Raw genomic sequence first — 12723 nt, 5'->3', positions numbered from 1 at the left:
ACGGGCTTGATGTCCCAGAGGGCGTCGGGCTGTGCGTCGCCTTCCGAACTCGTTTCCACCACACCTCCGTGGCACTCTACGACCTAAACCTTGGGGCTCTGCCCCAAACCCCGCACTCGCCGTGAGGCAGCGGCCGGGGATGATCAACCCCTCCCCAGCCCCTGCCTCAAGTGTACTTGGCTTACAGGATGTCAAGAGGCTTTCGCGGCATAAACGCAAGAGAAAAATACCTCTCTCGCATTTATTCCACGGTCCTCTTGACACCCTTCCAGCCATGACTTCATCTCCTCTCTTGAACGAACGAAAAACCACAAAACGAAGCATACAAGGGGCCGGGGGAGAGGGAAACGGTCATGACTTTTTCAGGCACCCGATCATGGAAGTCATGACCGTTCGCCTCCCGCTTCCCCGCCTTGCCCCTGGAAAGCCTGCAAATTGCCGCCCTGCGGCGGCGAGCGCTCACTTGTTGAGTTTGCTGATCTTGTTGCCCTGCAGGCCGATCCCCGCCATCAACCCCTTCTGGCTGAAAATGAAGGCGTAGATATCGTCCTGCATGGTGGTGGTGGTATGGGATTTGCCCATTCCCTCGTCGATGACCACGATGCTCGGACCGATGCCGACTTCGAAGCCTTCGTTGGCATCGAGCGCTTGCAATGCCTTTTCATTCATGAAAAACATCGCATAACCGTATTTTTGCGCCCCCGCCTGCAAGCCATACGACGCGCCGGCGGTGCTGTAATGGCCCACGGCCTTGCCGTCCCGCCACAGAACGCCTTCACCGTACTGGCCGCCGACCACCAGGCCAGCCTTGGTGATACTGGGGAAAACCAGTACCGCAATGGCCTTGGCGTTGAGTGCCCTGGCCGCAGACACTTTGGCAAGCAGTCTGTTGAGCGCTGCCTGTGATGCACGGTCGAGTTCGGCTGTACTTTCCGCAGCGGCAGGAAGCGCGATGAGTGCGGACAGGAGGATGGCAAGCGCCATGAGGAATGAGCGCGCAGGATTGGCGTACATGATGGTTCCTTTGTGAAAATACGATGGAAATCCCATTCTGCCACCAGAACCGAATTCAATCCACCAATCGAAGGCTGCAAGGCTGGCGCCCCGCTGCGTCCAGGCCCGTGCATCTGGAACGGGAAGGTATCGGCTTCCTTCGTCTTGCGGATTTTTCTGCGTAGGCTAGACTCGCATGGCCAGAACCACCACGGGAACAGTCATGAAACCAGAAAGAAAATCCATCGATGAGATCGAACTGCTCGAGCAGATGCTGCTGGTGCGCGCCTATGAGGAGATGATCGTCGAGAGCAGCGCTGCCGGCAAGGTACCGGGCACCTGCACCTCGGTTGGCCAGGAAGCGGCCGGGGTTGGCGTGGTGAGCGCGCTCACCGCCGACGACCTGATCCTCACCAACCACCGCAGCGCCGCGCATCTCCTGGCACGCGGCGCCGACCCCGGCCGCCTGCTGGCCGAAGTGATGGGCCGCCGCGACGGTTACTGTCAGGGCAGGAGCGGCTCGCTGCACATCTCGGTACGCGAACTCGGGGTGGTGCTGACCTCGACCATCGTCGGCGGCGAACTCTCGCTGGTCACCGGCGTCGCGCTGGCGCAGAAAATGCTTGGCCGGCCGGGAATCGTCGCCTGCTTCTTTGGCGATGGCGCGGCTTGCGAAGGCATCTTCCATGAGTCGCTGAATCTCGCATCGGTGTGGGATCTGCCGATTCTCTATGTCTGCGAGAACAACCAGTGGCAGGCTTTCGTGCATCGTCGCGAGACCATGAAGAGCGACCATATCGCCGAATGGGCAGCGCCTTATGGCGTCGATGGCGCGACCGTCGATGGCAACGACGTCGCGGCCGTGCGTGCCGCCACCCTTGCCGCGGCGGCGCACGTGCGCGACAGCAGCCGGCCTTTCCTGCTGGAAACCTATACCTATCGCAGCCGCGGCCATTTCGAGCCGGACGACCAGGCGTACGTCGATCCTGCCGAACATACCGCCTGGCTGGCCCGTGACCCGATCGAAGCCTGCCGCCGACGTCTGCTCGGCAACGGCCGGCTGACCCCCGAAACCGCCGCGGCGCTGCAGCAGCGAGTACAGCAGCGGATCGCTGCTGCACTGGCCTTTGCCGAAGCCTCCCCCTTCCCCGACATCAGCGAGATGACCCGCGACGTTTACGCCTGAGGATTTCCCATGCCAATCCAGACTCCCTACGAAACCATCGCTGCCGCGATCGCCGAGGAGATGCGCCGCGACCCGACGGTGTTGATGTTCGGCGAAGGCGTCGCCACCAAACGCCACGATCTCTTGAGCGAATTCGGCAGCGCGCGTATTCGCAACACGCCACTTGCCGAGGCCATCATCGCCGGTACTGCCGTTGGTGCCGCAGCCAGCGGGCTGCGACCGGTGATCGACCTGCTCTTCGCACCCTTCCTCTGCTACGCGATGGACCCGCTGGTCAACAGCGCCGGCAAGCTGCGCTTCCTGTCCGGCGGCCAGTTTTCCTTTCCGCTGGTGACCCTGGCGATGACCGGCTCCGGCTGGGGCGTCGGCGCGCAGCATAACCACAATAACGAGGCCTGGTTCGTGCACAGCCCCGGCATCAAGGTGGTGATGCCGTCGAACGCCGCCGACTGCAAGGGTCTGCTCAAGGCAGCCATCCGCGACGACAACCCGGTGCTCTTCTTCATCGATCTGGCGCTGCTTCACCAGCCCGGCGAGGTGCCCGAGGGCGAGCATCTGCTTGCCCTCGGCACGGCGGCGACGCTTCGTAGCGGTACCGATGTCACTCTGGTGTCCTACGGCAAGACGGTAGGCAACTGCCTGGCGGCGGCGACGACCCTCGCCACCATCGGGATTGCGGCCGAAGTGATCGATCTTCGCAGCCTCAAGCCGCTCGACGAGGACGCCATCCTGGCTTCGGTGAGGAAGACCGGACGCCTGGTGGTAGTACATGAAGCGGCGCGGATGGCCGGCCTTGGCGCCGAAATCGCCGCGCTGGCCGCAGAAAAGGCCTTTGCCGCACTCAGGCGCCGGTGCTGCGCCTCGGTGGCCCGGACGCGCCGGCCGCCGCCAGTTTTCCGCTGGAACAGGCTTACGCACCTTCTGCCGCCGCCATCGGCGCCGCGGTGCAATCACTCTTTCGCTGATGGAGCGGACTCGCGCCAGCGATTCACCGGACAGACCGCCCGAACGGGCTATCCTTCCCTGGACTCCACTACAGGAGAGAACTCATCGCGCCGCAGACCCTGCTCGCCGTTCGTCATGAATAGCCGGAACAACTCGGCAAGCGAGCCGACCTGCAACTTTTCCCGAATACGGCTGCGATGGAATTCGACCGTTTTGACGCTGACGCAGAGAGCCTCGGCGATGGCGCGCGTCTGCCGGCCCTCGAGGATGTGCTCGAGCACCTCGCGCTCGCGGACGGACAGCAGCGCCAGGCGCTCCGCCAGGTCCGGCGGCGAATGCGGGGGGGGCGGCCATGCCGCAGCGCTGCTCGGCATCGGCGCGCAGCGCATGGCAGGTTGCCAGCACCAGGCGCTGCTCGTCATGCGGCTTTTCGATGAAGTCGAATGCGCCCTTTTTCAACGCACGCACTGCCATCGGGATGTCGCCGTGCCCGGTGAGAAAGACGATCGGGATGCGGCAGCGCCGCTTGTAAAGCTCGTCCTGCAGGTCGAGACCGCTCATCACCGGCATGCGGATGTCGAGGATCAGACAGCCCGAGCACTCCGGGCTGAAGTGCTTGAGGAAAGCCCGCGCCGACTTGAAAAGCTGCACTTGCAGGCCGGCCGTGCGCAACAGCATTCCCAGCGAGTCGCGCACCGCCTCGTCATCGTCGATCACGAAAACCGTCTGTTCGATTGCCGGCTTGTCGCTCATCCATCCTCCGCGGCGATCGTGAAGTGGAAAATCGTCCCACCGCCTGGATTCGGGTCATGCCACAGGCGCCCGCCATGCGCTTCGACCACCGAGCGGCAGATCGACAGGCCGAGCCCGAGCCCTTGCGGCTTGGTGGAGCGAAATGGCGTGTACAGATGCTTGTACATCGCCGCGGGTATTCCTTCGCCATTATCGCTGATCGATACGGTGATCGCGCCAGCGGACTGCCGACCGGTCGAGACGGTGAGCCGGCGACGCGCCTGGGCAAGTGGCCGCATCGCATCGACCGCGTTCTCGAGCAGATTCACCACCACCTGTTCGAGCAGGAAACGATCGGCGAGTATCGGCGGCAGGTGCTCGCCCAGGACGACGTTGACGACGACGCAGTGGTCCTCGATGCGCGCTTCCATCAGCTCGATCGCCTCGCGAACGATGGCGTTCAGTTCGCACAATACCGGCTGGGGGTGTTTGCTGCGAACGAAGTCGCGCATCCGCGTGACGATGTTGCCGGCGCGTATGGCCTGGCCGCGTGACTTCTCGATGGCGTGCACCAGTTCCGCGCGGTCCATTGTTTCGTTCGCCAACAGGCGCAGACAGGCGTCATTGTAGCTGGCGATCGCCATCAGCGGCTGGTTGATCTCGTGCGCCAGTGCAGAAGTCGCTTCGGTGAGCGCAGAAAGGCGCGACGTACGGTACAGCATGTCCCGGTTCTCGCGCCGCAAAAACTGCGCGTGGCGCCGATCCGAGATGTCGGTGACGACGATCAGGGTCACCGCGCTGGTGTCCTGCCAGGGTATCGGGCCGAATTGCACGAGATACCAGCGACCGCTCGCCGGGTCGCGCCGTTCTTCGGAACTGAAGCCGAGGGAGGGATACAGCGCGCCGCGGCGGTCATGGCCATCGCCACCGGTCAAGTATTGCGGCAGGTCGGCAGCACCCAGACCATTCGGCTCTGCGCCGATCATCTCCGCCAGGCGTCGATTAGCGTACAGGATCCGTCCGCTGTGTGCGTCCACCACATAGACAGCCGCGTGCATTTCGTCGAGCACGCGCACGAAACGCTCGTCGGCGCGCTGCATCGCCAGGCGCAGCCGGGTCAGCAGGATGACGAAAACGACGAAGACCACCACCATCACGAGGCCATCCCAATAGAACAGTTCCGGCCGCGCGTAGCCGTGCGATGAACTGAAGCTGAACAGCCAGCACAGCCAGCACAGGCAGGCAGCGGCAGCGATCGACAGCCCTGCATAGCGTCCTGCGCTCCAGGTGGCGAGCGCGACCGGCAGCAGGTAAAGGCTGCCGAGTCGCAGCTCGTAGCCACTGAGGTAGTCGAGAGCGCCGATCCATGTGGTGAGTAGCAGCGCCAAAGCGAGCCACCTGCCGGCGCCTGCATGCCTGATCCGGGCACCGCCCGGCAATCCCTGCGGCGGCAAGGTCATCGGGCGATTCATGGCGACCACCGCGAGATGGGGGGGTGTCTCTGCTTGAGGCCGGTCGGTGCATGGGCAAATCATTGGCAAGTCTGGCGGCAAGATCTAGTGCCAACCCTAGTTAGGACGCTGATCGGCGACACTTATACTCCAACTCTTCACCGTTGGCGATTCCCGGCGCAGCGGTGATTGGCAGGACATCCTGCCATTCTTCCCGGATACAGGAGGTGGCAGTGGATCAAATCCCGGTTTTTCTCCAGGCCTTGCTCGATCAGACCGGGGCTGTGCATTTCACGTTCGGTAACCTGGTGATGGTGATCATCGGTTGTACGATGATCTATCTGGCAATTGCCAAGCATTACGAACCGCTGCTGCTGATCGGCATCGGCTTCTCGTGCATCGTCGCCAACGTTCCCGGCCCACCAGATGATGTACCGGGTGGACAGGCGATCTCGGCGCTGCTCTATGTCGTCAAGGAGGGTGGGCTGTTCCACTACGCCTACCAGGGCGTGGCCTTGTTGATCATTCCGCCGCTGATCTTCCTCGGTGTCGGCGCCATGACCGACTTCGGACCGATGATCGCCAATCCCAAGCTGGTCATTCTCGGCGCCGGCGCGCACCTGGGAATCTTCGTTGCACTGATTCTCGCCAAACTGCTCGGCTTCAGCCTGGCCGAGGCCGGCGCCATCGGCATCATCGGTGGCGCCGACGGCCCGATGGCGATCTTCGTCACCGTCAAGCTGGCGCCGCATCTACTCGGCCCGGTCTCGGTGGCCGCCTATTCGTACATGGCGCTGATGCCGATGATCCAGCCGCCAGTGATGCGGCTGCTGACTACCAAGGCCGAACGCCAGATCAGCATGGAACAATCGCGCAAGGTGAGCAAGCTGGAGAAAATCGCCTTCCCGATCGTGATCGCGATCATCGTCAATCTGTTTTTCCCGCCAGTCGCGCCGCTGATCACCATGCTGATGCTCGGCAATCTGTTCAAGGAAACCGGCGTCGTCGATCGCCTGGCCAAGACCGCTGCGGGTGGCCTGATGAATGTGATCATCATGATCCTGACCGTGGCCATCGGCTCCACCATGGCGGCGGACAAGTTCCTGACGCTGCAGACACTGGAAATTGTGGGACTTGGCCTGGTCGCCTTTCTGTTCGGCACCGGTTCTGGCGTGGTGACGGCAAAGATCATGAACCTGTTCCTGAAGACCAAGATCAACCCGCTGATCGGCTCGGCCGGAATCGCTTCGGTGCCGATCGCGGCGCGCGTGTCGCACATCGTGGCGTACCAGGAGAACCCGAAAAACCTCCTCATCTACCACGCGATGGGTCCGAACCTCGCCGGCGTCTTCGGCACCGCCATTTCCGGCGGCATCATGCTCGCGCTGATCGGTGTCGGCTGAACACGCCATGCCGACCCTACCCTTTCCACATCGAGGACCGCGAACATGAATTCCCTCATTCCCGACACCCTGCAAGGCGCGCTGCTCCTCAGCCTGATCGACTTCTTCCTGAGCTTCGTGGTGATCTCGTTCATCGGCCTGGTACTCTCATGGTTCCCGCTGCTCAACCGCGTCGGCACCTGGGTGTCGCACAAGCGCCCGTCCGCCCCCGCATCCAAGAAGAAAGCGCCGGTTCAGGCGTTCGTTGCAGAGCAGGAGATTCCGGTCGAGGATGTCGTCGCCATCGCTGCCGCGATAACTGCCATGGTCGGAGATCATCATATTCTGCATATCGAGCCGCACAACGCTGAGTGGAGCACGGCCGGCCGGGTTGCGCATCATCACTCGCATCTGCCGAAGCACTGATCCCCTGGCCTGGGTGTCTCGGTTGAGGATGCCCTGTCCAAACGGTCATGACTTTGCAAGACATCCCCGATGATCATGACCGTTTCCTTCTCCCCCAAACCCTCCCCCGCGAGTGGGGAGGGGAGATTCGTGAGTCGCTCGCGACTTTCATAGTAAGGCCTTGCATCCCCATCCGCGTTTGCATGCTTGACCGCGTCATCATCGGCAGGAGCTGGCGGGGGGGAGCGGTGGAGCGCTCGTCTGTACGGATGGCGGCACGATCTGAGCAGGTGCTGGTCGAGGCATCTTCGCAAGGTTCTCCTGAAGATGGCCGACAATCCCCCATGCTGCGGCCAGCATGACGATCAAAAACCAGAACATCATCATGACCTCAGGTATCCCGACCATTTCCAGCGAGATCGTTCCCCCTGCCCACTCACAACATCGATTTTCCCTGGTCGAGAACCTTGTCGCAGATCTTCTTCGTGAGCTGTTTCTTCATCCCTCCGAGGTCGAGCTGACTGCCATCGCTGCTGCTCAGAATGCCCTTGGCACCGCTACTGTAGCCACTGTCGGAGGAGGTGGAGGATCCACCCTGGAGCTTGCTCATCAACGAGTCCTTGACCGAAGCCGCCTTGTTGCCGCCGAGATAATTGTTCTTGATGCAGAACTCCAGCAAGCCCGCGACGTTGCTGGCGCTGCCCGAGGTGATGGATGGCCCGGACAGTGCCCCACCCAGGCCACCGAGATTCCCGAGTCCACCGGACGATGCGCTGCTTTCCTCCTTCTTGAGCAGATCTCCAAGCTGCGCGTGCGCGGCAGAGATGGACAACAAAGCGGCGATCGACATCCCTGCGATCGTGATCCGACAGCTGCGTACGTTCATGTTCGAACCCCATTGATTGGTTGTGGAAGAGTTCACCGCTTTATGGTAGTGCATTGCTGGCGTACTGCCAATCGTTCGTGGGCCCTTACCATCCTCAAAGCCGGCACCAAAATGGCGGAAAGCGGATGCTCGTAACCAACCAGTAACCGCAGGCGCCTAAGGCGGCCGTCAGCTACCCGCCGCGTTGCCCCGTGTTGGCTGGACATCACCCCGACTCGTCAGCGCATACACCATATCGCCAACGGAGCGCCGGAAGGATTCGTTTTCGACGAACTGCTTGTAGACCTGCGTGTCGTCCCTGAGCAGGATCTGCATCACCCTTCCCAGGGCCTGATCGTGAGCCATACGTGCCGTATGCGGTGTATTTTCCTTGGCGTTCCGGTAGGCCGCGTCTGCGGCGACCTGTGGCGCGATGTCGTCGCGGATGCGCTTTGTCACGCGATCGCTATCTGTAAACAGGGTGCCGAACTGGTCGTTGAAGGTTTTGAGGATGTTGCTCAGGCGGTCCAACTCTGGCTCGGGCTTATGACCACAGGCATCAGTCGGCAGGGGTTCGATCTCCGCATCCGTATCCTCCAGTACGATCTTCTGCACCGACTTCTTCTCCACGCGGTAGCTATCCATGTCGATGGCTTCGAGGATGCCTTTAGCGAGGTCTTCCTCCTGCGGCGCGGGCAACTTAGGTATCAGCAGATTTAGCAGGATAGAGAGCTTCTCCCACTCCGCATTGCTGTAGGCAATCACCGATGACAGAAAACTGTAGGTGCGGCAGAACATTTTGGCCTTGCTCTTGAAGTCCACTTGTCCTTCTTCGTCAAGCGTGCCGGTGTATACCGCCACGCACGCATCGAGGATCGGATCGAGCTTGTCGCGATCCTCGCCGCCGAGGAACAGTTCCACCACTCGTTGCATTTGTTCCGGGGAATACACCTGTGTCGCATCCAGCACCGCCTTGAGGTCGTGCAGCTTGTTGGGATCCGTTTCCTCCGCGAGCAGTGTGGTGCGGAAGTAGTCCTGAAACGCAACAGTGATCGCCTCGCTGTTGTTCTGGAAATCGAGCACGAAGCAGTCGTACTTCTGCGGGTGCCCGCGGTTCAGCCGCGACAGGGTCTGCACCGCCTTGATCCCGGCCAGCAGCTTGTCCACGTACATCGTGTGCAGCAGCGGCTCGTCATAGCCGGTCTGGAACTTGTCGGCGCAGATCAGGAAGCGGTAGGGGTCGGACTGGATCTTCCGTGCGATGTCGCCGCTCGCGAAGCCGTTGAGCGACGCCTCGCTCACCTTCGCTCCGCCGTACTCGTGCTCGCCCGAGAAGGCGACGATCGCCTGGTACGGGCTCTTGCGCTCCCGCAGATACGCCTGGAAGGCGTGGAAGTACTGGATCGCCCGCTCGATGCCGCTGGTGATCACCATCGCCCGCGCCTGCCCGCCAATCTTCTCGGCCGCCAGCACCTGCGCGTGGAAGTGGTCCACCATGATCTCGGTCTTGAGGCGGATCGCGTGCTCGTGGCTCTCGACGTAGCGGCGCAGCTTCCGGTTCGCCTTGCGGGTATCGAACTCCGGGTCGTCTTCGCTCATCTTGATCAGCCTGTAGTAGCTGTCTACCGGCGTGTAGGCCTTGAGCACATCAAGGATGAAACCTTCCTCGACCGCCTGCTTCATCGTGTAGCTGTGAAACGGCCGATGTCTGACGCGCCCTTCCGCGTCGGGCGGCAGCGGCTCGCCGAACATCTCCAGCGTCTTGTTCTTGGGGGTCGCGGTGAAGGCGAAGTAACTGGCATTGGCCAGCATCTTGTGCGCCGCCATGCGCTTTTCGAGCGCCGCGTTCACCGTGTCCTCGGGGTCGGGTCCCGCGTCGTCGTCTTCCCCCAGCGCACCGAGCGCCTGGCTCATCGCCGCCGAGGTTTTGCCGCCCTGGCTCGAATGCGCTTCGTCGATGATGATGGCGAAGGTCCTGCCGCTCTCGGTGGCGATCTCGTCGAGGATGAAGGGAAATTTCTGCACCGTCGAGACGATGATCTTCTTGCCGTCCTGAATGAACTTGCGCAGGTCGCCCGAACGCTGGGCATGCCCCACCGTCGCGCCCACCTGCATGAACTGCTTGATCGTGGTCTGGATCTGGTCGTCGAGCAGGCGCCGGTCGGTGACCACGATCACCGAGTCGAAGACCTCCCTGTTCGCCTGATCCGTCTGATCACCGTCGCGCTGCAGGCCGATGAGCTGGTGCGCCAGCCAGGCGATCGAATTCGACTTGCCGCTGCCGGCCGAGTGCTGGATCAGGTAACGCCTGCCCGCCCCGTGGGCGCGCACATCGGCCAACGCCTGGCGCACGACGCCGAGCTGGTGATAGCGCGGCCAGACCTGCCGACGCTTCTTTCTGCCCGTGCGCGGATCCTTCTCCTCGACGATCTGCGCGTAGTTCTCGAGGATGTTGGTCAGACCCGCCGGGGTGAGCACCTCCTTCCAGAGGTAGTCGGTCTTCAGGCCGTGCGGGTTGGGCGGGTTGCCGGCGCCGTCGTGGGTGCCCTTGTTGAACGGCAGGAACCAAGAACCCCTGCCGCGCAACTCGGTGCACATCTGCACCTCGCTCTCGTCGACCGCGAAGTGCACCACGCAGCGGCCGAACTCGAACAGCCGTTCGCGCGGGTTGCGATCGCGCCGATACTGCTCGACGGCATCCTCGACCGTCTGTTTGGTGAGGCTGTTCTTCAGCTCGAAAGTGGCGATCGGCAGGCCGTTGATGAACAGGCACAGGTCGAGCGCGCGGCGCGTCTCGTCGCTGCTGTAGGCGAGCTGGCGCGTGATCGAGAAGCGGTTCTGCGCGTGCCGCGCCGCGGCGCGGGCGTTGCCTTTCGATGCCGTGCCGTAGAACAGGTCGAAGTGCAGCGGCCCGTGCGCCACGCCCTTGCGCAGCACGTCGATGACGCCGCGTTTGCCGATCTCGGCAGAAAGGCGGGCGAGGAACTTGAGGCGGTTGATGTCGCTGGCGTCGTTCGCGTCGGCCAGCGCCAGCTTCCTGAAGGCGTCGGGCTGGGTGGCGTGCAGGAAGGCGAAGAGCTGCGGCACGTCGAGCGCGTGCGCGCGGTCGTAGTCCTGCGCGCTGCCGGCGATGTAGCCGGTGCCGCCGTAGGGCGCGCGCACTTCCGCGGCGGTGTTCGGTGCGATGGCAAGGCCATCCACGCCGGTCATGTGGCGCATGATCAGGCTCTCCAGGCCCTTCTCGCTGGTGTCGGTTGGCATGGCGTTACAGTTTGGCCTTCAGGATGCGATCAACACGAACGAAGCTGGGCAAGTGCTTCTTCAGTACAGCAGGGTCAAGCTTCGCCAGCAACTCGAAGGAGCGCTTGCCCTTGCGGTAAGCGTTTGCGCAATTGCGGGACGCGTGGACCAGCTTGTCGTGTACCTCGTGCCGATTCCGGTTCTCCAGGTTGGTCAATGGAGGCAGTGCATTCTCTTGCAGACTGTGGCCGTAATGCTCCTGTAGCGCCCGCCGGTCCGTGACGATCCAGGTCTCCATGCAGGTCGTCATGAAGAGGACTTGCTCGTCGCTCGCGCCGACAGGCTTGTCCCATTGGTCGCGGCGATTCAGATGCTCCCAGGTTCGTTCGAGATCCTCCACGGGCTCCTCGCTATCCACGAGCATGGCGATGTAGTCGCCCACCTTTCGAAGGGCGTAGGCGGTCTTGAAATCATCGAAGACCGATCCGCGCCCACCGCAAGCGCTGAGTCGAGGCATTCGTCCCGAGAATCCCGCTTTCTCGAACAACTTCCGGAACCCCTCGCGGCAGCGAATCTGGTCCTCCTTCGATTCGCCGCCTTCCACGTACAGATGCGCACTCACCAGCGATTTCCCCCGATCTCGCCTTTGGTCCAGAGCTGGCCGAGCCGATACCTTTTCAGCCACTCGGCAAGGTCGACCGTGTTCAATCGTTCCATGATCGTCTGTCCCTGCGTCCTGGTACAGACGACCACCGCATCGGGCGTTTCTGTCATCGTATCGACCAGGATATCCGAGTGGGTCGTGACGATGATCTGGGTTCGCTGCGAGGCCGCTCGCAACAGATCCCCCAACTTCGGCAGGATGTCGGGATGCAGTCCCAGTTCCGGCTCCTCGATGCAGATCAAGGGGGGCGGTTCGGGATCGCAAAGAATTGCCAGAAGGCAAAGATACCGCAACGTGCCATCGGAAAGGCGCGTGGCGGGAATAACGAAATCTCCCTCCGTGAAGAACACTTGCACCGTGCCCCCCTCCACCAGGACATCGAAGTCGTGGATACCATCATAGAGGTCATTCAAGCCGCTGAGGATCGCCTTCTTGGCCGCCGGAAAGCGCGTTTTCAGCCGGTTCAGGAAGAGGCCGAGGTTTGAGAAATCGGCTTCCCACTTAAAGCGGGACAGTCATGCTACCGATAGAGTCTGAGGATGAAGGGAGCTGAGGAGATGGGAACTGGTTGCCGCATCTCCTGTATCATCAGTTTTATGACAAAAAAACTCTACGACTCAAGCCATACGGACAACCAGCCGCGTCATTTTTGCCGCACTTACAGACCAGGGAAAACGAAGCCTGCGTGCAGTGGGGGAATTAATTCATCGCCCGAAAAGCAGTGTTCATCGCCACCTGCAAGCGCAAGCCCGTAGGAACCGACATCCTGAATCGGGGTTTTGGGAAACCGAAGAGGGGGAGGCATGGCTGAGATTGCTGGTATTTGCTGTGCTGTACACGTTCGGGCTGCAACATCATGT

Annotated in this window: 9 protein-coding genes and 3 pseudogenes; 4 read left to right on the top strand and 8 right to left on the bottom strand. The window is 62.0% G+C overall.

The window, feature by feature from the left end; genetic code table 11:
• Positions 1-459: 459 nt before the first annotated feature.
• Positions 460-1014, bottom strand: coding sequence for a lipid-binding SYLF domain-containing protein (locus tag E4Q08_RS22620; protein ID WP_169072056.1), 555 nt, complete (start codon positions 1012-1014; stop codon positions 460-462).
• 202 nt (positions 1015-1216) lie between these two features.
• Here E4Q08_RS22620 and E4Q08_RS22615 point away from each other — a divergent pair, with 202 nt between their 5' ends.
• Together E4Q08_RS22615 and E4Q08_RS22610 are read left to right on the top strand one after the other, a co-directional pair.
• The gene (locus E4Q08_RS22615) at positions 1217-2179 is read left to right on the top strand and encodes a thiamine pyrophosphate-dependent dehydrogenase E1 component subunit alpha (RefSeq protein WP_169072055.1); all 963 of its coding nucleotides are present in this window, start codon (positions 1217-1219) and stop codon (positions 2177-2179) included.
• A gap of 9 nt (positions 2180-2188) precedes the next feature.
• Positions 2189-3144, top strand: a pseudogene (locus tag E4Q08_RS22610) (alpha-ketoacid dehydrogenase subunit beta).
• Between the two features lie 48 nt (positions 3145-3192).
• Here E4Q08_RS22610 and E4Q08_RS25915 read toward each other — a convergent pair.
• The 3 genes and pseudogenes from E4Q08_RS25915 to E4Q08_RS22600 form a co-directional block, all read right to left on the bottom strand.
• Positions 3193-3498, bottom strand: a complete 306-nt coding sequence (locus E4Q08_RS25915; RefSeq protein ID WP_308240203.1) for a LuxR C-terminal-related transcriptional regulator — start codon at positions 3496-3498, stop codon at positions 3193-3195.
• Between the two features lie 85 nt (positions 3499-3583).
• Positions 3584-3802: pseudogene (locus E4Q08_RS25910) on the bottom strand (response regulator); the annotation flags it as partial.
• Positions 3803-3873: 71 nt separating this feature from the next.
• Positions 3874-5328, bottom strand: a complete 1455-nt coding sequence (locus E4Q08_RS22600; RefSeq protein WP_169072054.1) for a sensor histidine kinase — start codon at positions 5326-5328, stop codon at positions 3874-3876.
• Between the two features lie 290 nt (positions 5329-5618).
• Between E4Q08_RS22600 and E4Q08_RS22595 the strand changes: the two genes are divergently transcribed.
• Both E4Q08_RS22595 and E4Q08_RS22590 read left to right on the top strand, forming a co-directional pair.
• Positions 5619-6710: a sodium ion-translocating decarboxylase subunit beta gene (locus E4Q08_RS22595; RefSeq protein ID WP_211203541.1), complete on the top strand. Its 1092-nt coding sequence runs from the start codon at positions 5619-5621 to the stop codon at positions 6708-6710.
• A 45-nt stretch (positions 6711-6755) separates the two neighbouring features.
• Positions 6756-7115 carry a hypothetical protein gene (locus E4Q08_RS22590; protein ID WP_169072052.1) on the top strand — a complete coding sequence of 120 codons (360 nt, stop codon included), beginning with the start codon at positions 6756-6758 and terminating at the stop codon, positions 7113-7115.
• A gap of 415 nt (positions 7116-7530) precedes the next feature.
• On the opposite strand, the gene E4Q08_RS22585 is transcribed toward E4Q08_RS22590, so the two are convergent.
• From E4Q08_RS22585 to E4Q08_RS22570, 4 genes and pseudogenes are all read right to left on the bottom strand, one after another.
• A complete protein-coding gene (locus tag E4Q08_RS22585) occupies positions 7531-7980 on the bottom strand; it encodes a DUF2501 domain-containing protein (RefSeq protein WP_169072051.1) in 450 nt (149 codons plus the stop codon).
• 168 nt (positions 7981-8148) lie between these two features.
• A complete protein-coding gene (locus E4Q08_RS22580) occupies positions 8149-11220 on the bottom strand; it encodes a type I restriction endonuclease subunit R (protein WP_169072050.1) in 3072 nt (1023 codons plus the stop codon).
• A 4-nt stretch (positions 11221-11224) separates the two neighbouring features.
• Positions 11225-11821, bottom strand: a complete 597-nt coding sequence (locus E4Q08_RS22575; RefSeq protein ID WP_308240202.1) for a DUF4276 family protein — start codon at positions 11819-11821, stop codon at positions 11225-11227.
• Positions 11818-12360: pseudogene (locus E4Q08_RS22570) on the bottom strand (AAA family ATPase); the annotation flags it as partial. The gene E4Q08_RS22575 and the pseudogene E4Q08_RS22570, both read right to left, overlap by 4 nt.
• Positions 12361-12723 lie beyond the last annotated feature (363 nt).

The sequence above is a fragment of the Candidatus Accumulibacter contiguus genome, assembly GCF_012940005.1.
In the GTDB taxonomy this organism is placed as follows: Bacteria; Pseudomonadota; Gammaproteobacteria; order Burkholderiales; family Rhodocyclaceae; genus Accumulibacter; species Accumulibacter contiguus.
This window is presented reverse-complemented; position numbering and strand designations above follow the sequence as displayed.